Source organism: Clostridium sp. TW13 (assembly GCF_024345225.1).
Lineage (GTDB): Bacteria > Bacillota > Clostridia > Clostridiales > Clostridiaceae > Inconstantimicrobium > Inconstantimicrobium mannanitabidum.
Map to the genome: position 1 here is coordinate 523,834 of NZ_BROD01000001.1, position 21,697 is coordinate 545,530.

The window sequence follows — 21,697 nt, forward strand, 5'->3', positions numbered from 1 at the left end:
AGATTGAAATAGATTTTTGATGAATTTATTATGTAAAGTGAAATTTTTAAGTAGAAATAATTATTTTTAAAATTAGAGACGCTAAAAAGTCCTATAAAGGTTTTATTATATGGGGAGGTCATATAAAGAATGAATCGTGAAAAAATTGCACAATTAAAGAAAGAAATACTGAATGGAAATTATGGAGTTATTAATGATCCTAAGCTTTTTCTTATGATTAATAGTTTAATAAACAAAAATGGAAATTTAATGCTAGAAGAATATACAGAACAGGGGCGGAAAAAGTATATTAATATTTTAAAAGTAGTAAATACATTATGTTATAAAATCAGTGATTCAATAGAAACTTTAAGTGAATTTAATCCAACTCTTAAAATGGAATGCTCAAAGAATAGTTTTTGGTCAGTAAATGAAACAGAATATAAAATTGATGTTTATCCTACAGATAAATTTAGTTTTTCAAAATTTAACGCTATGTTCGAAAATGTAAACATAGAAAACTTCGAAACTGGAGCTATTCAATGTACAAATAGTTTTGAGAGATATTTAGAACTTCAATCAGACAATATAAAAGATTATTTGGTGTTGTTGGGTAAAAAAGGGTGGTCCAAAAAACCTGCGATTAAATTTAAGGAAAAAGAAGAAGGAGAAATTCTCACTAGAAGGGTAAAAATTCTAGAACTTAATAAAGAAAATCTTATTGAAAGTATTGAGCAAATAACAAAGGAAAATTATAAAAATGTACAAATTGATAAGTTACCACCATTTTATAAAAGAAAAGATAGAGTTGTTTGCATTGACCAAAAAAGAGGATATGTTTTTGGTGTAAGTTACTCAGAAGCTAAAACAGCAACCAAAGATAGTAGCATGTTTAATCAAATAGAGGTTGAATTTTGGAGTAAATTAATTAGTGGAAATGCAAATCCTAATATAGATTGGGAAGATGTTAATATAAGTCATAAAGAGTTAATTAAAGCTATAGAGAAGACACTAGTAAAAGAAAATTTTAAATATAGAGCACCAGGAGGAAGAAAATATGATTGGTTATCACAACTTGGAAAGTCAAACAAGGGAGTTAAATTGGAACAAATTATTTAGTGATGAAGAAATAAATAATAACACAAAAAATACAGCATGGGAATTTGCATCTAAAAATGAAGATGATGATTTTCATACTGATGTAGTATTTTTACGAACAGCTTGCGGAGCTATTGCAGAAGAGATTGGTTATTGCCATACAAAGACTTTATTAATGTATAAAAAATATTGTGGGGAGTTCTATTTTACCAAAGAAAATACAAAACGTTTGTGTGATGTAATTATAGACAAGCTTAAAAAAGATTCAATTTGGAGAAATAACTTTAATAAAGAAATATATAGTTCAGCAGATGGATTATCAAATGTATATAATGGATTAAGAAGAGAAGAAATTGAGCAACTGAGCCTTGATGAACTTTGTAATTTATATGAAAAACAATACAAGGCACAAATAGAACTTTATAAGAAATGTTGGATTGCAGAGGTGATTCAAGTTCCAGGAGTGGGACTCGCTGATCATTTAATTGATTATTTAAAAAGTTTTGGTATTAGTGAAGCGGAAGCAGAGAATGTTTTCTATAGTTTAACAAGAAGTTATAAGGATTCTGTATATGTTGAAGAAGAAAAAAAAGTTATTGAAATTGCAGAATATGTATTAGGAGATTCTAGATTAAATAAACTATTTAAAGAACCAATAAAGCATTTAAGAACATATGTAACACCATACATTAATGACAAAATAGAAGAAATTCAAAGTAAATATGGGTATTTAGGTTATCATGGTTTTGGTGATAGAGAACCCTACCATAAAGATGATTACATAGCAAGAGTTAAAGAGTATGTTACAAATGCCTCAAAGATACAGATAGAGAAAGGTAAATGGGAAAGACAATCCGAAGAGAAAAATTCTCAAGTACACACTTTAAGAGAAAAGATGGATAAATTATATACAGAATTATTTGTAATGTATGGAGAACTTGCTGTATCAAAAGCTTACAGAAGATTAGCGCAACTCAAAAATTTCTATTTTTTGGATTTTATGATTGGAGTTATAGCAAGAAAATTAGAATTACCTGAGAGTTATCTTAGATTCATGGTTCCAGAAGAAATTATATCACTTCTTAGAGGAGAAAGAGAAAAGGTGGATATAAATAATATAGAAAAAAGAACATCTGAGATGGTGTATATGATTTTGGATGGAGAAGAGCTAATTTTTGTTGGTAAAGAGGCTCAAAAGTTGAGGAGTAAAATGGAAGGTGTAGAAGAAGTGAGTTCAAATATCTTAAAAGGTCGTTCAGCGTGTATGGGGGCGTGTAAGGGAAGAGCTGTCATTGTAGAAAGAAGTAAAGATATTCATGATTTTAAATGCGGTGATGTATTAGTTTCTTTAGAAGCTGATCCAGATTTGATTCCTTTAATGAAGATGGCTGGAGCTATTGTAACAGATCAGGGAGGTATTACATGTCATGCAGCAGTAATTGCGAGGGAGTTCAATATTCCGTGTGTAATAGGAACTATAAACGCAACAAAACTTATCAAAACTGGAGATATAGTTTATGTAGATGCTAACAAAGGAGAAATCATTGTTGGAAATTAATAAGAATCATACTTTTTATAAAATGCTATTAGCTATTGCTGTTCCAATAGCTATCCAGAGTTTTTTTTCAACTTCATTAAATATAGTTGATAGTTTGATGGTAGGTGGGTTACAAGAAGAGGCTTTAGCAGCAGTTGGACTTGCTAATCAGTATTACTACTTCTTTATTCTTATAGTATTTGGTATATGTAGTGGATCAGCTACCTTTACTGCGCAATTTTGGGGTAATAAAGATATTAAGAATATAAAGAGGATTTTAGGTGTTGTGTTATTGTCCTGTGGAATTATTAGTATAATTTTTGCTTTAGGTGCAATGATAATGCCAAACTATATAATGAGTATATTTATAAAGGATAGTAAAACAATAGAACTTGGAAGTGCATTTTTGAGAATTATCAGTGTGAGTTATATAATAACTAGTATTTCTTTTGCTTATTCTGCATCATGTAGATCAATTGGGGAAACAAAAGCTATTATGAAGGCGAGTACATTATCATTGTTATGTAATACAATTTTAAATTATATATTGATTTATGGGAAGTTTGGGATGCCTGCAATGGGAGTAAGTGGATCAGCACTTGCAACTGTTATTGCGCGTATAGTTGAATTAATATTAATCTTGAGATTTGTGTATAAAAATAAAACTCCTTTAAATGCAAATTTACAAGAGTTATTAAATATATCTAAAGAATTTGTTATAAAATTTTATAGAACTACTTTGCCAGTAATTTTTAATGAAGCACTTTGGTCATTAGGAATAATTATATATTCTATTGCATATGGAAGAATAAGTATTGAAGCTGTAGCTGCTATCCAAATTTGTAATGCAGTTCAAAATCTATTTATGATTGTTGCAAAAAGTATTTCTACAGCTTCAGCAGTAATGATTGGAAATAGGATAGGTGAGAATGATAACGAGAGTGTTAGAGTATATGTAAGAAATTTCTCAAAATTAAGTATTAGTTTAGGGATTATTACAGGGATTTTGATGGCACTACTATCACCAGCATTTGTAAACTTATACAATATAAAGCCGGAAGTGAAGTTGGAAACGATTCGAACTTTATATGTAATATGCATGTATTTGTCAGTAAAATTTTTCAATATAACTATGGTAGTTGGATTCTTTAGAAGTGGTGGAGATACAACTTTTGCTTGCTTTTTAGATGCTGGAACAGTCTGGTTAATTGGAATTCCTCTAGCCTTCTTAAGTGTTTTAGTGTTTAAACTTCCATTACACTGGGTAGTTGCTTTACTATCATTAGAAGAAGTTGTTAAGTCATTGATTGGAGCACGAAGAATTAAATCTTATATATGGATGAGAAATGTGATTCAAGATATGGGTTAAGTCTATGCGTTATTCCACAACATGAATTGTAATAAAAATACATTGGTAAAATATTTAAAAGCTATGGTTTAGAAAGTCTTGTACCTTGATTTAATAATATTCGTGAAAACATACACATTAAGGAAAGTTTAATCCCAGTAAAGCCTAATAATTTGCCTTACTGGGATATTTTAATGCTATCTTGAAAATTGTTAAATGTACTAAAGATTTGATGCTTACCTATATAAGTTGCAAAATCAATATTACAAAGTAACTCTTAAGTAAAAATGTCCATCAATATAAACTGATTAAAACATCCAAACTAAAATAAATTTGTATTGAGGTTTTAAATCTGGATATTTTAGGTATTAATAAGATTAGTGAACATGACAGTGAGATTAATGAAATAAAAAAATGCTTTGCGACAAACTAGAAGTGTAAGATTATATAAATGAAGTTGGAGATAGAAGTGAATTAATGCTCTTGCCACCATACAGTCTGGAACTTAACATAATAGAAGGGTTATATGGAGGGTTAAAATCGTCTGTTATTAATAATGTGTTTTATCCTTCTTTGGTAAGAGTTAAAATTGAAGTACAAAAGTTTATTAGAACTATAAATATGGTTCCTACTTAGACAATAGGCAGGCTATGTGTAAGTAGGAACCAATTTGCAACATATATAGTATTAGTGAGATAAAATCTCTCAATAACAAGTATGAAATTTTAATTAAAGTTATGGTAAGAGGCAAGAAATTAATGATTTCAAATTTTATAAAGTGTGGTATTACAAAAGAAGAAGCTATAACAATGGAAAACATATGGTATAAAATTGTTAAGGAAGTTGCAGTTTTATCAAGAAAAGGACAATCTATGGAGATTAAGGAATCCAAACATTGTATTTATCGCTGTAATCCAGAAAAAATAATAAAGGAAGTATATAATTTAATTGATGAATTATAAAAAACATTAATGGATAGTAAAACACATATTGGAATTAATGCTATAATAACCATATAAGAAAATAAGCTCAAAAGTGGCATTTTTGCTATAAATATCTAAATATTTTTATATGTATATAGTTAAATTGTACGAGTATGAGTATAATTACAAATAGTCAAATAAGTAAGGAAGGATTAATAAAATGTCTTATGAAGAAATATTAAAACTAATAGAACTTATATCTCCTCATGCAAAGGATTATGTATATAAAGGATTTGAGAATAAGAAGGTTGAAATACTATATTCTATATCTACAGAGAAAAATAAAGGTATATTTATAATAGTTGATAATGAGGATTGTTGTATTTTTTATGCTTCTTTTCTTAATGAAGATAATATAGAAGAGGTTTTAGAGGTAATTAAAGGCAGAATCAATGAATATATTTCAAAAGGTAATTCAAAAGAGTTATGCTTTAATGTATATGGAAAAAATCTAAAAATAATTACTTTAGCAAGGCAATTAGGTTTTAAGTCAGATATGGAAGGATACCATCTTGAATATGTAGGTAAAGAACTGCCACAAATAAATAATTGTAGTTTGACTGTTAAAGGGTTTGAAAGCAGTATGTTACAAGAATTTGTTGATTTGTTTGATAGTGCTTATTATCAGTTAAATATAGAAAATGGTTGGAAAGTAAACAGTCATGCTATATATGAAGAACAATTTCATCAAAAGCTTAATGATTTGAATAAATTTGATCAAGTCTGCTCATTTTGGGTAAACAATGAGTTGATAGGTGCATATATTTTTGAGCAAAATTACATTACTGATATTGTTGTAAAACCAGGATTCCAAAATAAAGGATACGGAAGTTATATATTAGCACATTGTATTAGAAATATGAGAGTAAACAAATCCATTAATAATATAAGACTTCGAGTTGCTAAATCAAATACTGGTGCTAAAAAATTATATGAAAGAAATGATTTTGTTGAGATTGCTTGTTTTGCAGAGCATACCTATGAAACAAAACAGTGAATTTTTCTAAAGAACTTTTAGAGCCAAACACAGCCAAAAAGGCAATTTAAAAGATAGCTAAAGTAATTAATTCTTCCAAGATGATCTTATTATAAACAGGGATGCACCCTGTTTTTTTGTTGTCTAAGAATAGAGTGGGGAGTGAAAAAGTAAAGAAAACTATATATATTAAAAGTAGTAAAAATAATATTTATTATATTAAATAATGCATAAATCAGAAATATTTTACAATGTATATTAATTATGCTAGTATAAGTATACTGTAAAATTAAAGAACTTATTGAAAAAATATTAATTATTAGAATCAATTATAAAAAAATCTGAGTTATGACAAAGGGGGGGAGAAAATGATGAAGAAAAATAAGAGAAGTGTCACGAATAATATTTGGTTTTTAGTTAAGAACACTTATAAATGGGACAAGAAGGTGTTAAGTTATTTTGCCTTATATACAGTAGTAACAGCAATAATACCATTTATAAATATGTTTGCACCTAAATTTTTAATTGAAGAGTTAATGGGAGCCAACAGAGTAGAGAGATTAATTATTATTTTATTAGGCTACGTTGTTATATCTGCTACATTAAACTTTTTAAATGCATATTTAGAGGGAGTATATTCTCCAATAATAACGAATATAGGAGATAGGTATAATAATCTTCTCAGTGAAAAGTGTATGAATATGGATTTTAAGTATACTGAAGATCCTGAAGTTTTAGATGACATAGAAACTGCTAGAAGAGCTGTAGATGGTAATACTACTGGAATCCCAGGAGTGCTTCGTAAACTCTTTGAAATATTTGGTGCCGGCATTGCATTTCTTGGGTATATAACTATTGTATTTAATTTGAATCCATGGATTCTATTATATTTGATAGTTAATGTAGTTACTATTTACTACTTGGCAATTAGGGCAAAAAAATATGAATATAGCAAAAAAAATGATATTTCACAGCTAAGCAGAAAAAGAAATTATATTTATGATGTTATGCAGAATTTTGCATATGGTAAAGAAATAAGAATCTTTAATTTAAGTAACCGTATGGCTGATAAATTTCAGGGGTTAGGTAAAGAGCAAGTTAAATTACATAAGGATATTAAATATAAGAATTTAATGGTGTCCATAGTAGAAGTTTTCTTTCTCTTAATTAGAGAGGGTGTAGTATATGCATATTTGATTTATCAGGTATTATATAATCACATGAGCATAGGAAATTTCGTTATGTACTCCACACTAATTGCAGGGTTTGCAGCTTGGATGCAGAAAATATTAGATAATATAGCCCATATAAATGCACAGAATTTATATATAAACGATTATAGAGATTTCTTGGAAACTGACTTGAAAACAGGAAATTCTAGTTATGTAGACATGCCTGGAGATAACAACTATGAAATAGAGTTTAAAAATGTATCTTATAAATATCCCAATAGTGAAAGGTACATTTTTAGAAATCTTTCTTTAAAGATAAACAAAGGACAGCGATTAGCCATAGTAGGAGTTAATGGAGCTGGAAAGACCACTTTTGTTAAGTTGCTAACTAGATTGTATGAGCCTACAGAAGGGAAAATATTATTAAACGGAGTCAATATTGCAAAGTTTGATAGGAATGAGTATTACAAGTTATTTTCAGTAGTGTTTCAAGAGATAAAAATGTTTGCTTTTTCTATAGCTGAAAATATAGCACTTGATAATAAGAAAATAGATAGAGAAAAGGTATTAGAGAGCATTCATAAAGCTGGAATGAAAGAAAAAATTGATTCTTTAGAAAATGGAATAGATACACCATTACTTAAAACATTAGATTCCGAAGGGATAGAACTTTCAGGAGGAGAAAACCAGAAATTAGCTCTTGCTAGAGGATTATACAAGGATGGACCTATTATGATTTTAGATGAACCAACAGCAGCGTTAGATCCTATTGCGGAATACAATATTTATAAAACCTTTAATAATATTATTGGTGATAAAACATCATTTTTTATATCTCATAGATTAGGAAGTACACAGTTTTGTGATGTAATAGCTTTGTTTGAAGACGGTGAAATAAAGGAATATGGAACCCATGATGAACTTTTAAATAAAAACGGAAAATATGCAGAAATGTTCAATGTACAAGCATCTTATTATAAAGACGTAAGATTTGAAGCGGAGGGCGTATAGTATGAGCAAAGAAAGAATTTTAGGATTTAAAAAAGATTTTAGTACTGGTGCACATTTTCTAAAGCTAACTTATGGAATTTCAAAGTCATATATTTATTTATCAATTTTATCATGTATAATTAATGCGGTAATTCCTTTGATTAATATAATAATGCCTAAATTTATTATAGATGAGTTAATGAATCGTAAGAGAATAGAGACACTTATACTACTGGTAGCAATCCTTGTATGTGGAAATTTCATATTGAATTTGGTTAGCAGATGGTTATATGCTGTACTAGAGATAAAAAACATAGAAATTTATAATGGTTTTGATTTATTAATAGGTAAAAAAGTAATGAATATGGACTTTGAAAAAATAGAAGATTCTGAGGTTTTAAATTTAAAGGAACAAGCTATATATCAGATCAAGAATCAAAATGTTATTGAGAGAATGATAAGTGAAGGAATGAAAGTGTTCACTAATATTATAACTATCATTGGTCTAATAGCAGTAATTGCAACTTTGGATTTATATATTGTTCTATTTATAATTTGTATAGTAGTGGCAAATTCATTGATGTATAAAAAAAATCAAGAAGTAAGGTTTGGAATATACAAAGTGTTAATTCCACTAAATAGGATTGTGGAATATTTTGATGGAGTAATTAATGACTTTTCTAGTGGTAAAGATATAAGATTATACAATATGAGTCCTTTAATTATGAAAAAATATGAAGAATGTAGTAAAGAATCATTAAATGAATTTAATAAGATGTATAAAACTATATGGAAATATAATGGATTTAATAAGATAAATCTTCAAATTCAGATGGCAGTTGTTTATGCTTATATGACCTATAAGGTATTTACGAAAGCTATAGGAATCGGTTCATTTACAATGTATGTATCTTCAGTTATTAATTTTAGCACTACAATGTCTGATTTTAGTAGTACAGTTATATTCTTAAGGCAGATGTGTAAATTATTAGAGCCATACATGGAATTTGAACAAATTAAATCTAAAAACATAGAAGGAACAAAAAAAATAGATGATGTTAAAAAGTTTAATATAGAATTTAAAAATGTATATTTTAAATATCCACGAAGCAAAGAATATACTTTGAAAAATGTGTCTATTGATATTAAAGATGGAGAAAAGTTATCAGTAGTAGGCTTAAATGGAGCAGGAAAAACTACCTTCATAAAATTAGTTACAAGGCTTTATGAACCTACTGAAGGTGAAATATTATTAAATGGGATAAATATAAAAGAATATGATTATGATGAATATATGAAATTGCTAGCAGTAGTATTTCAAGACTTCAAGTTGATGGCATTTAGTATAAAAGAGAATATAGCTCTTAATGATTATGAAACTTCCAAGGATGAAGATATTGAAAAAGCCCTTAATGAGGTAGGTCTTGAAGATTATATTTCAAAACTGCCAAAAGGAATAAACACTCATATATATAAAACATTTGAGGAAGATGGCATAGAGTTTTCAGGAGGTCAGTCTCAAAAGTTAGCAATTTCAAGAGCCGTATATAAGGCTGCACCAATAGTAGTTTTAGATGAACCAACAGCAGCCTTAGATCCTATTGCTGAGTTTGAGATATACAGTAGATTTAATGAGCTAATAGGAGAAAAAACAGCAATATATATTTCACATAGATTGTCAAGCTGCAGATTCTGCGATAGAATTGCTGTATTTCATAATGGTGAGATTATTCAGCATGGAACTCATGATGAATTGATAAAAGAACAAGGAAGTCAGTATGAAAAAATGTATATGACCCAAGCACAGTATTATGTTTAATAAAGTAAGAATTTAAGATAGAATATATAAAATATGTTCTCCAACACAACAATGAGTATTGGTGTGTTGGAGACTAATTTTTAAATTCAGCCAGAAGGTGTTAGGTTAGCACTATATTTTAAAAGGAAAGTTTAAAATAGAATTATTATTTTTCAACTATAGAATAACTATCATCAATCATGTTCTTTACCAACTCTACATCAGTTGATTTATTTAATACAATTGTTATCCAATGTTTTTTATTCATGTGATAGGCTGGGAAAAAGTGAATATAATCAATTAGTTCCTCTATTTTTTTAGGACGATTTTTTACATTAAGAATGTGCACAGTATCTTGATTATCAATGCCTAGTTGCTTATATGTAATATCCATGAATAGGCCATACCATTTATTTTTCTTATGTGTTTTCACAGTATAAGAAGTAGGAAGTTTTTCAAAAGGTGTTTCTGGAATTGTACCATGAACATTAGTTGTATATTTTAATAATTCTTCTTTTAAATTACTTTTTGAAAAACATTTCAATAGAATATCATCAATAACATTATCTATTTCTTCCCTAATAGTAGATACAATTTTTCCAGTTGAATCCGGCACATTAAATAGTAAATATTCCTCCTCAGTTACTGAATCAAATACTTTTATTTCAAATGTATTATTTTCAATATAAAAATAAGAATAAAAATCTGAATTCTTTAATTCATACTTATAAATATAGGTATCTTTCTTTAGGATAAAGCCATACTCTACAAGTTTGTCTATGTCAATTATATAATTATCCAATAGTTTACTTTTATTCATTACGATAAATACTCCTTTTTAAATCTATTATCATTATAGCATTTAATCTTATTTTGCTACAAAGTTCTGTCATTAAATTCCTTAACAGTTCATAAATAAGCAGATTAATTATATTAAAACGTCAGAAAGACCGCTTATTTTCAATCTTTTGAAAATGAGTGGTCTATTTTTTTATCAACTTTAAAAATATATTGAAAATATCTATTGACCTGAAGTTGACTTAAGGTTATATGATGAAAAAGAACTTAAGTAACATTTCATTCAATCCTGTGTTATCAGAAATTGAAGCATTAATTGATACTATGAAAAATATTGGTGACAAGTACAATGTTTCTGTGTCACAGATTGCAATGGCATGGGCTATAGCTAAAGGGACAACTCCTATTATCGGAGTAACAAAGCCATCACACGTTGAAGAGGCGACAAAGGCTGCAGAGATTATTCTAGCAGCAGAAGAGATAAAGGAATTTGAACGAATGGCATCTAAAACTCGTGTGGATACCAGAGGTTCATGGGAACATTCTATGGTATAAGGCATCTTCAAAAAATATATATTAATTTGATTTATAAAATAAATGATAAATTTTGAGGAATACCTTGAGATGATTGATAAAGCTGAAGCAGAAAAATATCTCAATACTATCGCAGACTTAACTGAAACAACTAAAGTATTGTAACATGCTTCAACAAGAATCATTGGCTAATTAGTGTAATGAATCTAAATAATAATTATGAGAAAAGATAGAACAAATGAATTGGATTTTGAAAGGAGAATGAATAATGACCATCAAAGAAGCATCTGAAATTACAGGAATTAGCATAGATAATCTCCGTTACTATGAAAGAATTGGACTAATTCCTGAGGTACCACGAACAGCTTCTGGAATTAGAGATTATGATGAGATGTCATTGCATTGGATTGATTTTGCAATGCGTTTTAAAAGAGGTGGCATGCCACTAGAGGCAATTCGTGAATATATTCAACTGGCTATAAATGGAGAAGAAACAAAACCGGCTAGGAAAGAAATATTGCTTGAAGCCAAAGAAGATCTGGAGAAAAAGATGGCAGAGATTCAGGAGAGCTTAGATGTTATAAATTATAAGTTGGATATCTATGATAAAAAATGTGAGCCAATCACTATTGAAATGGTGAATAAATGGAAAGAAAAGCAGAGAGAAATAGAAAATAAAAAATAAAAGCTAAAAAGTACTTGACCTTAAGTTGAGTTAAGGGGCTAAGCTTATTTTAACCCTTAGTGAATGAACTTATTTTAGGGGAAAATATTAGAAAATAATTAGGGAGGAGAAATTAATATGCCAGTAATAACAGTAGAAGCAGGTAAGTTAAATAAAGAGCAAAAAAGTAAGTTAGTGAAGGAATTGACACGTACAGCATCAAAGGCAATGAATGTACCAGAACAAGCATTTATCGTTTTAGTGAAGGAAAATGATATAGATAACATCGGATTTGGTGGACAATTAATGTCAGAAAGAAATGCATAGCAAACAATAAATTTGGGGTAATATTTTAAACTAAAAAGGAGAAATTAATGAAAGTAGTAGTAATAACAGGTAGTGCACATAAAAAAGGAACATCTGCATTTCTTGCAGATAAATTTATAGAAGGAGCTATAGAAGCAGGACATGAGGTCTTTCGATTTGATGCTGCGTTTGAGGAAGTAAAACCATGCTTAGCATGTGAATATTGTTCTACACATCATTCGAACTGTGTGCATAAAGATTCAATGGGAAAATTGTATACAGAATTAGCAGACGCGGATATGGTGGTATTTTCAACGCCATTATATTATTATACAATGTCAGCCCAAATTAAAGCAGTTATGGATCGTCTACATGCAAAAAATGCTGAATTTGCTGGAAATAAAAAAGCAATCATTATGGCAAGTTCTTATGGAGACGCAGATTGGACTATGGATGGTTTAGATAAGACATTTGATCTAATACTAGGTTATCTAAATTGGGAAAAGGTAGCGACATTATATGCTACAGGATGCCCAGTAAGGGAAGTAATGGAGCAAAAAGATTTCCCACAAAGAGCTTATGAATTGGGAAGAAATGTTATGTAATAATGAAAGAGAGTTGTAAAGCTCGTATTTACGTAAAAGGCTTTTATATATTAGGTTAGTGTGCGGATGAGTTATAATGTTATCATATGGAAAGGTGGTTGGATCAATGGAGTATGTTAAATTTGGTAAAACAGATTTGAATGTTTCAAAATTATGCTTAGGGACAATGGGATTTGGAGCTTCCAATGTTGGGCAGCATACATGGACATTGGATGAGGAGAAGTCAAAAGAAATCATAAAACATGCATTAAAGCTAGGAATTAATTTCATTGATACTGCAATAGGATACTCAGGTGGAACTAGTGAGCAGTATGTTGGTAGAGCAATTAAGGAATATGCAAAACGTGAGGATATTATTCTTGCAACGAAATTTTTCCCTAGAACAAAAGATGAAATTGCTAATCATATAAGTGGAAAAGAACATATCAATAAACTGTTAGATATGAGTTTAAAAAACCTTGCTACAGACTACATTGACCTATACATCTATCATATGTGGGACTATAATACACCAATTGAAGAAGTAATGGAAACACTTAACGAAGCAGTGAAAATGGGAAAAGTCAGACATATAGGGATATCTAACTGCTATGCATGGCAAATAGCAAAAGCAAATTCCATTGCCAAAATGAATGGGTGTGCAGAATTTGCATCTATACAAGGACACTATAATCTACTATTCCGTGAAGAAGAAAGAGAAATGATTCCGTACTGCAAAGAAGAAAATATTGCAATTACACCATACAGTCCACTTGCATCAGGGCGCCTTGTAAAACCACCTACAGAGACGTCTAAGAGATTGGAAGAGGATTCTTATGCAAAAGGGAAATATGATGCTACAGCTGAACAGGATGCAATCATTATTAAAAGAGTTGCTGAACTAGCAGAAAAGAAAGGTATGACTCGTATTCAGATTGCTTTGGGATGGCTATTATCCAAGGTAACAGCTCCAGTAATTGGTGCAACCAAGATTTCTCATATTGATGATGCTGTATCAGCTGTTTCTGTAAAATTAACACCAGAAGAACTTGCTTATTTGGAAGAAGCATATGTACCACATAAGTTAGTTGGAGTTATGGCAGAGAATCATTGATGTAATAATATTTTTTTCATTTGTTAAAGTAAGTTAAAAAGTATACTTATAGGGACACTCGAGTTGAGTGTCCCTTTTTGTGTAGAATTTTACTATAAACATATAAATGTACTTAAGCTACTTGTTTTTTTATTTGAGAAGTTCTTCTCTTATCACTGAATAGTGCAAAGACTATGCCTGGTAAGAGAATTGCAGAACTTATTTTAAAGGTGAAACTAAAAGCTTTAACAGTATAGGTCAAAAAGGTATCCTGGATACTAGGCATTATTTTTTTTGTCTCTTTCTTCTGAGCTTCAAAATTTTCTTTAATTTTATTTTTAGCTGTGGCTGGGGAAGAGGCTAGTACAGTAGCTTCTTTTTTATCAATTACATTTATTATTTCTGAAAGATTAACCTTTTTATTACTACCTGCTTTGATAGAAGAAATCATCTGTAGCTTGGTTTCATTATTAAATACAGTGTCACTCTGTATTGTCTGTACAACAGAGTTTTTAGCATCAGATATCTGGATAGTTATATTTGATGTAAATATAGTTAAAAATAAAGCAACTCCAAGTACAGTTCCAAGTGTTCTTGTCATGTTATTTATTCCAGAAGCTATTCCTATTTTATTTACAGGAACATTAGCCATTATAGAACCTATTAGTGTTGCCATACTTAAGCCTGTACCAGAACCAGCAACAATTAATCTTAAAATAATATCTATATTTGAGGAATTTTGAGTAAGAGAACTATTTAAGTAGCAAGAGATACAAAGTAAAAGAACACCCAATGCAGTGGTAAATCTGCTACCTAATTTTCTTGTTAAAATAGGAGCTAATAATGAAAAAATCATTGAAGTTAAGGACATCGTTGAAATAATAAGCCCTGCTGATAGTTGATTTAATCCTCTAACCTGAATTAGGAAAAAAGATAGCAAATAGGTACCAGACATCATACCAAGTCCGATTAGGAATAGAGCAATGGAGCCATTTGTAAATGCGGCAGATTTAAATAAGCTGAGTGGGACCATGGGTTCCTTAACTTTTAGTTCAATGATAACAAATAGTATAAGAGCTATAACAGAAACCCCAAAGAAAGAAAGAGTGAAGTTTGAAGTCCAGCCTTTTTCATTAGCCTTCATTAATGCGAAAGTTAAGAAAAACATAGCAATTGAGATTGTGGCAATTCCACCAAAGTCTATACTTTTACTTGCAGTTGAGTCATAAGATTCTTTTATGAATTTTATAGTTAATAGTATACAAATGCAACCTATAGGTATATTAATAAAGAAAATGTATCTCCAATTAAAAAATTGAGTCACTATACCACCAATTGATGGTCCACTTGCAGCAGCAAGACCAGAAAAAGCTCCCCAAAGTGCCATAATAGCTCTGCTCTTTTCTGGTGGAAATATTTCAACAGAAAGAGGCGCTGCAATAGTCACAACAAAAGCTGCAGCTAGCCCTTGAATTGTCCTAAATAATATAAGCAATTGAAGGGAATTTGAAATACCACATAGCAGTGAAGATATAGTAAATAAAAATACCCCTGCAACAAATAGTTTTTTTCTACCAAATTGATCTCCAAGTCTTGAAGCAGTTATTATAATAACTGCAGTAGCTAGATTATAGGCATTTACTACCCAAGAAATCTGATCCATAGTAGTATTAAAGTATTCAGCCATTTTAGGCAAAGTAATATTTACTACAGTTGTATCTAACAATGCCATAAAAAATCCTAAAATAATAGCTACAAATGAAATGAGTTGATGTTTTTTGTTCATAAGTTGAACCTCCTAAGTAATAATGTAATATATATTAGTATACAATAGACTACTATAATGTATAGTAGTGGGGCGAAAAAAATGTCTCACAATATAAGAAGCTATTTGAGACATCAAATTATTAATTATAATAATCAAAAACTTTTTCAGACCATTTTTCTAAAATCTTATAAAACTCGTTATATAAATCTAGTATTAGAAATTCAGAACCATTTTTTTCATTGTGCTGTTTTGCGTAATTATAAATTGGCTCTACATACGCTCTACGTTCTTCTGCCTTGTCTTTGAAGTTTTTAAGGTATTCTCTTCTTTTTTCTTCTGGTAAATTCTCTATGTTAACCAAAAATGCATTAAACTCCAAATAAATATTTCCTATATTTTTTGAACTTTCCTCCATTAGTTCATTGAAATATAAATTTCCTTTTTCGTTCAGTGAATATAGTGTTTTTTCAGGCATTTCACCTTCTTTAACAGTTCTTGAATTTAAATATCCATTATCACATAATTTAATTATATTTTTATAGATTGACGGAGTACTGATTTTTAGCCACTTAGTAAGATTCCATATTTCAAATTCTTTAACCATCTCATAGGCACTTTTCTCTTTGTTTTTCAGATAGCCGAGTATTATCAAATTTATTGAAGACAATTTAATCACCACCATTTATTATACTACTATACAGTATAGTAGTATGCGATATATTTGTCAACGTGGAATTTGGTGAAGTTATCTAATAGATTCATAAGTATTAGAATATGTGATTATTCTATAAGTGTTGGAAATAAAGTATAATAAAGGTGCAAAACAGTATATATTACGCTAGATTATAGATGTATTATCATACGGAAGGTGGTGTACTAAATGGATGGTAAAATAAAGTTGCTCTTTGGAGAACCTAGAGGACAAACAGAATCAAGTAAGGAAGTTTGTAGATTGCTGAAGGAATATTCAAAAAAATTTAATGACAGCTTCAGTACAGAGTGCTTAAATTTTACTGATGGTGAGTTATCAGCAATATTAAAATATTGTATTGATAATAATGTTAATATAGATACAGTAATTCCTGGAATAGATGAATATGAGGAAGATACAGATTATTAAACAAATTCCTACTACTTTAACTGTGGTAGGAATTTTCAGGGTTTTAGAATCTTTAATAGTAGTAGATTCATAAGCATTAGGATATCTAAATGTTGAATAATGGATGAAGTATGTAGAAAAAGTAATTAAAATTTTAATATAAATGAAGTATGAGGAGTAAAGCATGAAGATAACAACTAATCTTTTTTGTGGCTTATGGTGGCATAGTATGACGCTAGCAAAAAAAGAGTAGTTTATAAATTTATGTGCTATAATTAAAAGTAAATTAAGAATATGTTTTATACAAAATGTGTAGATTTATTTTAGAGGAGAGATCAATGAAAACAATAGAAGTAGTTGCAGCAATAATAAAACATGATGATAAAATATTGACCACTCGCCGTAGTTACGGTGAGTTTGAGAACATGTGGGAGTTTCCAGGTGGAAAAGTGGAAGCAGGAGAAACTCAGGAAAAAGCTCTTATTCGTGAAATAAAAGAAGAGTTAGAGTTAGATATTGATATAACTAATTATTTGACAACTGTTGATTATGATTATCCAAATTTCCACCTTACAATGCATTGCTTTATATGCACTATATGTGGTGGGAAAATGCATTTAAATGCTCATAATGATGCTAAGTGGTCAACATTAGAAGAGTTAGATGAACTTAATTGGGTACCTGCAGATGTACTAGTTATTGAAAAGCTTAAAAGTGATAATAACCAGTAAGTTAGATATAAAGACTGAAAGTTTTATGACATGTGTACATAAGTTTATTTACATTTAGGGAACAGAATGTATAGATATTTTCAACAATTTAAAAAGAAAAGTGATATTTTTAGTTTATGATGTTAAGTACAAGTATAAACTTTGAATATCACTTTTTCTCTATAATTTATGAAATAAAGTAATCAAAAAGGTCTTCTCTAACAGGCGTAGATAATCGGCGTAGTTTTTATATAAAAAGTCCGTACATCTGTAAATGATGTACGGAGAAATCTTGGTATGTTTCAAGGAATTATGCCACACTATAAATTTTTACATCAGGGTCAGCACTCCAAAGTGGCTTAAGACCAACAAAGACATCATTTTTGAACATTTGGCTAGATAAGTAAGCCTGTGCATGTTCTACGCTGTCGAAGCCATGAAGCACTTGAACATCTTCATCACGAATAAGAAGATCTTTGGTTAGAGCACCTTCTATTGTTTCTAAAAATGGTCCACGATAGTCAGTATAAACCTTGGCAGCATCTGCACGATTATCCTTTTCAATTTTCATTGTAATTTGTAAATAAGCATTTACTTTCATAATGTTACCTCCAATTTTGTTATATGGCTCGTTTATTTGAGCCTGTTTAAATTATATTTAAAGCACTCAAAGATAAAAAGATATCTGCAAATTTATGAGTTACTAATAAATTTCATAGTTACTTGTTAATATACATATAGACGTCTATTATATAGTTATCCTGTTTTGCTGTAGCTGGCTTGGGATATGATAAGGTGGTGAAGTTTAATGTATAAACATAAAATGGCAGAGGACATTCGTTGTCCGCTTGAATATGGTCTTGAAATTTTCGGTGGAAAGTGGAAATCACGAGTTATATGCGTTTTGGCTGGAAAAGGAACTTTAAGATACAGTGAACTTAGAAAAGAGATGAGTAATATTACTGATGCTGTTCTGGCATCCACTTTAAAGGTTTTAATTTCAGATGATATTGTTCATAGAAAGTCTTTCGATGAGATTCCACCTCGCGTTGAGTATCACTTAACAGAGAAAGGCAATTCTGTGATTCCAATTCTACAGAGTATTTGCAGATGGGCTGGAGCATATCACAAGGAAGATAATGAAAATACAATGACTCAATGCAAAAAATGTGATTATAAGTAAAGAAAATAATAATGGTGAAATTAATTTAATGAGTATTATTCTTCTTAATATTATTATTTAAATTTTAATTTAAAGTAAGCAAAATTATAAAAAAAATATAAATTAGGTATTGACTTAAAGTTAGCTTTAACATTTATCATGTAATTGTAGGTAGCATTTGTTTATTAATTAGATATTTATAGGAGGATAATATATATGTATTTAGAAAAAATTAATTCACCAGAAGATGTAAAAAAATTATCAGTAAATGAAATGAAGGATTTAAGTGCAGAGATTCGTCAAGCACTTCTTAAGAAATTAAGTGAACATGGAGGACATATTGGTCCTAATCTAGGAATGGTAGAACTAACTGTTGCATTACACCACGTATTTAATTCACCAGAAGATAAAATTGTTTATGATGTTTCGCATCAAAGTTATGTTCATAAGATGCTTACTGGAAGAAAAGAAGCTTTTATCAATTCAGAGAAATATGATGATGTATCTGGTTATTCAAACCCAGAAGAAAGTGCACATGACTTTTTTAACATAGGACACACGTCTACATCCATCAGTCTTGCATGTGGTCTTGCTAAAGCAAGAGACTTAAAAGATGAGAAGGATAATATAATTGCTATTATTGGAGATGGTTCACTAAGTGGTGGGGAAGCCTATGAAGGACTTAATAATGCTGCTGAAGCCGGAACAAATATGATTGTTATTGTAAATGATAATGATATGTCTATTGCAGAAAATCATGGTGGTTTATATAAAAATCTTAAAGAACTTAGAGACACAGAAGGCAAAAGTGAGTGTAATTTCTTTAAGGCAATGGGATTAGATTACCATTATGTAAAAGATGGACATGATTTTGAAGAATTAATCAGTGTATTAAAAAAGGTTAGGGATACAGATCATCCAGTAGTTGTTCATATTCATACAATCAAAGGAAAAGGATTTGAGTATGCAGAAAAGAATAAAGAACAATGGCACTGGGGAATGCCTTTCGTATTAGCAACAGGAGAATCAAAATTCTCTATGGGTGCTGGGGAGGATTATGGTAATCTTACAGCAGAATATTTATTAGCTGCCATGAAAAATGATCCTACAGTAGTTGCAATTACATCTGGAACTCCAGCAGTGTTTGGTTTCAACCCAGAAAGAAGAAAAGAAGCAGGCAGACAATTTGTTGATGTTGGTATTGCAGAAGAACATGCAGTTGCTTTAGCTTCAGGAATTGCAAAAAATGGTGGAAAACCAGTTTATGGAGTATATAGTACATTCCTTCAAAGAACATATGACCAACTTTCACAAGATTTATGCATAAACAATAATTCAGCAGTAATACTTGTAAATTATGCTTCTGTTTATGGAATGAATGATGTAACACATATTGGATTATATGATATTGGTATGATGAGTAACATTCCCAATATGGTGTATCTTGCTCCAACATGTAAAGAAGAATATTTTGAGATGCTTAAATGGGGAATGAATCAACAAGATTATCCAGTGGCTATACGTGTTCCATCAATGGGAGTAATAGAGAGTGGAATAGAAGATAAGACAGATTATTCAAAATTAAATAAATATCAAGTAACAAAAGCAGGAAAAGATGTTGCAGTGATTGCACTTGGAGATTTCTATCAACTTGGTGAGTCAGTTGTCACAAAGCTTTCAAAGGAAAATGGTGTCGATGCTACTCTTATCAATCCAAAGTTTATCACAGGTATTGACGAAGAATTACTAGAAAGCTTAAAGAAAGAACATAAGCTTGTAATTACTCTTGAAGATGGAATTTTAGAGGGTGGCTTTGGTGAAAAGATTGCAAGATATTATGGAGCTTCTGATATGAAGGTATTAAACTATGGTATCAAGAAAGAATTCTTAGATCGTTATGTTCCAGATGAACTTATGAAAAAGAATAGACTTACAGATGTTCAGATTGTAGAAGATATCATTAGTATTATAAAATAAGGTATTCAAGAGATATTTATAGCAAAGCCTTCAGAGACGAATCATCAGGAATATGTGAATGTTTTTAGAAGCTCCTATAAATAAAAAGTGAAAATCTAAATCTAAATACAATGAGTAGCACTATTAATCAATAAAAATTGGTTATATTGTGACAACTCAGTGTATTTAGATTTTATTGCTTTGATTATATAAATAAAATCAAATAGTGTACAAGCAAGTACACGAGAGATTAATGAAAGAAGGATAAGCTAATGAAACTAATAAAACAACAATTTTTAACAGGTGAAAGAGCATTATTCAATAGCAAGGATTTACAGATTTCTTATTCAACATTTGCTGATGGGGAATCTCCATTAAAGGAAAGTAAAGATATTAAAATAGACTACAGTATGTTTAAATGGAAATATCCGTTGTGGTACTGTAAGAATATTGTAGTAGAGAACAGTACATTTTTTGAAACAGCTCGTTCTGGAATTTGGTATACTGAAAATATTACAATAACCAATACTATTATTGATGCACCGAAGAACTTTAGGCGTGTAAAAGGCATTACTTTAGAGAATGTTACCATGCACAATGCCAGTGAGACTTTATGGAACTGCGATGAGATTTCTTTAAAAAATGTAACAGCCAAAGGGGATTACTTTGGCATGAACAGTACAAATATTAAAATTGACGGATTTCAATTGTCAGGAAATTATTCTTTTGATGGAGCGAAAAATATTGAGATTCATAACGCAAAGATGCTGTCAAAGGATGCATTTTGGAACTGTGAAAATGTAACAGTTTATGACTCATTTATTTCAGGAGAATACTTGGGATGGAATTCTAAGAATTTGACCTTTGTAAACTGTACTATTGAAAGCTTACAGGGCCTATGTTATATTGATAATCTTGTAATGAAAAACTGTCAATTGTTAAATACTACACTGGCATTTGAATATTCTACAGTAGATGTACATATTAACAACACTATTGATAGCGTAATGAATCCTTCTGCTGGTAGAATCTGTGCAGAGGGCATTGGTGAATTGATTATGGATGCAACAAAGATAAATCCTGAGAGAACAGAGATTAGCTATATGGAAGCAGAAAAGTTATAGAAAGATTTATACACGCAA

At 29.9% G+C, this 21,697-nt stretch carries 21 protein-coding genes; 17 read left to right on the forward strand and 4 right to left on the reverse strand.

Annotated elements, in window-relative coordinates; all coding sequences use genetic code 11:
* Nucleotides 1-129: 129 nt before the first annotated feature.
* The 7 genes from OCU47_RS02490 to OCU47_RS02520 all read left to right on the forward strand — a co-directional run bounded on the left by OCU47_RS02490 (nucleotide 130) and on the right by OCU47_RS02520 (nucleotide 9,902).
* Nucleotides 130-1,098, forward strand: a complete 969-nt coding sequence (locus OCU47_RS02490) for a hypothetical protein (RefSeq protein ID WP_261827014.1) — start codon at nucleotides 130-132, stop codon at nucleotides 1,096-1,098.
* On the forward strand, nucleotides 1,037-2,635 hold the full coding sequence (locus OCU47_RS02495; RefSeq protein ID WP_261827015.1) for a PEP-utilizing enzyme: 1,599 nt from the start codon (nucleotides 1,037-1,039) through the stop codon (nucleotides 2,633-2,635). Before OCU47_RS02490 ends, OCU47_RS02495 begins: the two co-directional genes overlap by 62 nt.
* Nucleotides 2,625-3,983, forward strand: coding sequence for an MATE family efflux transporter (locus OCU47_RS02500; protein ID WP_261827016.1), 1,359 nt, complete (start codon nucleotides 2,625-2,627; stop codon nucleotides 3,981-3,983). Before OCU47_RS02495 ends, OCU47_RS02500 begins: the two co-directional genes overlap by 11 nt.
* 737 nt (nucleotides 3,984-4,720) lie before the next feature.
* Entirely contained in the window at nucleotides 4,721-4,924 is a 204-nt protein-coding gene (locus tag OCU47_RS02505) for a hypothetical protein (protein WP_261827017.1), read from the forward strand.
* Between the two features lie 181 nt (nucleotides 4,925-5,105).
* Nucleotides 5,106-5,942, forward strand: a complete 837-nt coding sequence (locus OCU47_RS02510) for a GNAT family N-acetyltransferase (RefSeq protein ID WP_261827018.1) — start codon at nucleotides 5,106-5,108, stop codon at nucleotides 5,940-5,942.
* Between the two features lie 347 nt (nucleotides 5,943-6,289).
* Nucleotides 6,290-8,104, forward strand: a complete 1,815-nt coding sequence (locus tag OCU47_RS02515) for an ABC transporter ATP-binding protein (protein ID WP_261827019.1) — start codon at nucleotides 6,290-6,292, stop codon at nucleotides 8,102-8,104.
* A gap of 1 nt (nucleotide 8,105) precedes the next feature.
* Nucleotides 8,106-9,902, forward strand: a complete 1,797-nt coding sequence (locus OCU47_RS02520; protein ID WP_261827020.1) for an ABC transporter ATP-binding protein — start codon at nucleotides 8,106-8,108, stop codon at nucleotides 9,900-9,902.
* A gap of 145 nt (nucleotides 9,903-10,047) precedes the next feature.
* Here OCU47_RS02520 and OCU47_RS02525 read toward each other — a convergent pair whose 3' ends face one another.
* Nucleotides 10,048-10,701 carry an MmcQ/YjbR family DNA-binding protein gene (locus tag OCU47_RS02525; RefSeq protein WP_261827021.1) on the reverse strand — a complete coding sequence of 218 codons (654 nt, stop codon included), beginning with the start codon at nucleotides 10,699-10,701 and terminating at the stop codon, nucleotides 10,048-10,050.
* Between the two features lie 233 nt (nucleotides 10,702-10,934).
* On the opposite strand from OCU47_RS02525, the gene OCU47_RS02530 reads away from it, so the two are divergent.
* The 5 genes from OCU47_RS02530 to OCU47_RS02550 all read left to right on the forward strand — a co-directional run bounded on the left by OCU47_RS02530 (nucleotide 10,935) and on the right by OCU47_RS02550 (nucleotide 13,881).
* Nucleotides 10,935-11,234, forward strand: coding sequence for an aldo/keto reductase (locus OCU47_RS02530; protein WP_261827022.1), 300 nt, complete (start codon nucleotides 10,935-10,937; stop codon nucleotides 11,232-11,234).
* A 247-nt stretch (nucleotides 11,235-11,481) separates the two neighbouring features.
* The gene (locus OCU47_RS02535; RefSeq protein ID WP_261827023.1) at nucleotides 11,482-11,898 is read left to right on the forward strand and encodes a MerR family transcriptional regulator; all 417 of its coding nucleotides are present in this window, start codon (nucleotides 11,482-11,484) and stop codon (nucleotides 11,896-11,898) included.
* 117 nt (nucleotides 11,899-12,015) lie between these two features.
* On the forward strand, nucleotides 12,016-12,204 hold the full coding sequence (gene dmpI / locus OCU47_RS02540) for a 4-oxalocrotonate tautomerase DmpI (RefSeq protein WP_261827024.1): 189 nt from the start codon (nucleotides 12,016-12,018) through the stop codon (nucleotides 12,202-12,204).
* Between the two features lie 47 nt (nucleotides 12,205-12,251).
* Nucleotides 12,252-12,788, forward strand: a complete 537-nt coding sequence (locus tag OCU47_RS02545; protein WP_261827025.1) for a flavodoxin family protein — start codon at nucleotides 12,252-12,254, stop codon at nucleotides 12,786-12,788.
* Between the two features lie 106 nt (nucleotides 12,789-12,894).
* Nucleotides 12,895-13,881, forward strand: a complete 987-nt coding sequence (locus OCU47_RS02550) for an aldo/keto reductase (RefSeq protein WP_261827026.1) — start codon at nucleotides 12,895-12,897, stop codon at nucleotides 13,879-13,881.
* 112 nt (nucleotides 13,882-13,993) lie between these two features.
* Here the strand turns inward: OCU47_RS02550 and OCU47_RS02555 are convergent, their stop codons facing one another.
* Entirely contained in the window at nucleotides 13,994-15,646 is a 1,653-nt protein-coding gene (locus OCU47_RS02555) for an MFS transporter (RefSeq protein WP_261827027.1), read from the reverse strand.
* A gap of 121 nt (nucleotides 15,647-15,767) precedes the next feature.
* Nucleotides 15,768-16,295: a PadR family transcriptional regulator gene (locus OCU47_RS02560; protein WP_261827028.1), complete on the reverse strand. Its 528-nt coding sequence runs from the start codon at nucleotides 16,293-16,295 to the stop codon at nucleotides 15,768-15,770.
* Nucleotides 16,296-16,508: 213 nt separating this feature from the next.
* Between OCU47_RS02560 and OCU47_RS02565 the strand changes: the two genes are divergently transcribed.
* Together OCU47_RS02565 and mutT are read left to right on the forward strand one after the other, a co-directional pair.
* Complete coding sequence (locus OCU47_RS02565) at nucleotides 16,509-16,748, forward strand: hypothetical protein (RefSeq protein ID WP_261827029.1); 240 nt, start codon at nucleotides 16,509-16,511, stop codon at nucleotides 16,746-16,748.
* A 317-nt stretch (nucleotides 16,749-17,065) separates the two neighbouring features.
* Nucleotides 17,066-17,458 (forward strand): 8-oxo-dGTP diphosphatase MutT, encoded by a 393-nt coding sequence (gene mutT, locus OCU47_RS02570; RefSeq protein ID WP_261827030.1) that lies wholly within the window; start codon nucleotides 17,066-17,068, stop codon nucleotides 17,456-17,458.
* A 289-nt stretch (nucleotides 17,459-17,747) separates the two neighbouring features.
* On the opposite strand, the gene OCU47_RS02575 is transcribed toward mutT, so the two are convergent.
* Nucleotides 17,748-18,038: a hypothetical protein gene (locus tag OCU47_RS02575; protein WP_261827031.1), complete on the reverse strand. Its 291-nt coding sequence runs from the start codon at nucleotides 18,036-18,038 to the stop codon at nucleotides 17,748-17,750.
* 207 nt (nucleotides 18,039-18,245) lie between these two features.
* On the opposite strand from OCU47_RS02575, the gene OCU47_RS02580 reads away from it, so the two are divergent.
* From OCU47_RS02580 to OCU47_RS02590, 3 genes are all read left to right on the forward strand, one after another.
* Entirely contained in the window at nucleotides 18,246-18,620 is a 375-nt protein-coding gene (locus tag OCU47_RS02580) for a winged helix-turn-helix transcriptional regulator (RefSeq protein ID WP_261827032.1), read from the forward strand.
* A 195-nt stretch (nucleotides 18,621-18,815) separates the two neighbouring features.
* Nucleotides 18,816-20,576: a 1-deoxy-D-xylulose-5-phosphate synthase gene (locus tag OCU47_RS02585; protein ID WP_261827033.1), complete on the forward strand. Its 1,761-nt coding sequence runs from the start codon at nucleotides 18,816-18,818 to the stop codon at nucleotides 20,574-20,576.
* A 251-nt stretch (nucleotides 20,577-20,827) separates the two neighbouring features.
* Nucleotides 20,828-21,679, forward strand: coding sequence for a DUF3737 family protein (locus tag OCU47_RS02590; RefSeq protein WP_261827034.1), 852 nt, complete (start codon nucleotides 20,828-20,830; stop codon nucleotides 21,677-21,679).
* The last annotated feature ends 18 nt before the right edge of the window (nucleotides 21,680-21,697 follow it).

Bases quoted from the DNA above. Each gene is read 5' to 3' on its own strand.
- OCU47_RS02490 (WP_261827014.1), top strand. From the start codon at position 130: ATGAATCGTGAAAAAATTGCACAATTAAAGAAAGAAATACTGAATGGA.
- OCU47_RS02495 (WP_261827015.1), top strand. From the start codon at position 1,037: ATGATTGGTTATCACAACTTGGAAAGTCAAACAAGGGAGTTAAATTGG.
- OCU47_RS02505 (WP_261827017.1), top strand. From the start codon at position 4,721: ATGATTTCAAATTTTATAAAGTGTGGTATTACAAAAGAAGAAGCTATA.
- OCU47_RS02510 (WP_261827018.1), top strand. From the start codon at position 5,106: ATGTCTTATGAAGAAATATTAAAACTAATAGAACTTATATCTCCTCAT.
- OCU47_RS02515 (WP_261827019.1), top strand. From the start codon at position 6,290: ATGATGAAGAAAAATAAGAGAAGTGTCACGAATAATATTTGGTTTTTA.
- OCU47_RS02520 (WP_261827020.1), top strand. From the start codon at position 8,106: ATGAGCAAAGAAAGAATTTTAGGATTTAAAAAAGATTTTAGTACTGGT.
- OCU47_RS02525 (WP_261827021.1), bottom strand. From the start codon at position 10,701: ATGAATAAAAGTAAACTATTGGATAATTATATAATTGACATAGACAAA.
- OCU47_RS02530 (WP_261827022.1), top strand. From the start codon at position 10,935: ATGAAAAAGAACTTAAGTAACATTTCATTCAATCCTGTGTTATCAGAA.
- OCU47_RS02535 (WP_261827023.1), top strand. From the start codon at position 11,482: ATGACCATCAAAGAAGCATCTGAAATTACAGGAATTAGCATAGATAAT.
- dmpI (WP_261827024.1), top strand. From the start codon at position 12,016: ATGCCAGTAATAACAGTAGAAGCAGGTAAGTTAAATAAAGAGCAAAAA.
- OCU47_RS02545 (WP_261827025.1), top strand. From the start codon at position 12,252: ATGAAAGTAGTAGTAATAACAGGTAGTGCACATAAAAAAGGAACATCT.
- OCU47_RS02550 (WP_261827026.1), top strand. From the start codon at position 12,895: ATGGAGTATGTTAAATTTGGTAAAACAGATTTGAATGTTTCAAAATTA.
- OCU47_RS02555 (WP_261827027.1), bottom strand. From the start codon at position 15,646: ATGAACAAAAAACATCAACTCATTTCATTTGTAGCTATTATTTTAGGA.
- OCU47_RS02565 (WP_261827029.1), top strand. From the start codon at position 16,509: ATGGATGGTAAAATAAAGTTGCTCTTTGGAGAACCTAGAGGACAAACA.
- mutT (WP_261827030.1), top strand. From the start codon at position 17,066: ATGAAAACAATAGAAGTAGTTGCAGCAATAATAAAACATGATGATAAA.
- OCU47_RS02575 (WP_261827031.1), bottom strand. From the start codon at position 18,038: ATGAAAGTAAATGCTTATTTACAAATTACAATGAAAATTGAAAAGGAT.
- OCU47_RS02580 (WP_261827032.1), top strand. From the start codon at position 18,246: ATGTATAAACATAAAATGGCAGAGGACATTCGTTGTCCGCTTGAATAT.
- OCU47_RS02585 (WP_261827033.1), top strand. From the start codon at position 18,816: ATGTATTTAGAAAAAATTAATTCACCAGAAGATGTAAAAAAATTATCA.
- OCU47_RS02590 (WP_261827034.1), top strand. From the start codon at position 20,828: ATGAAACTAATAAAACAACAATTTTTAACAGGTGAAAGAGCATTATTC.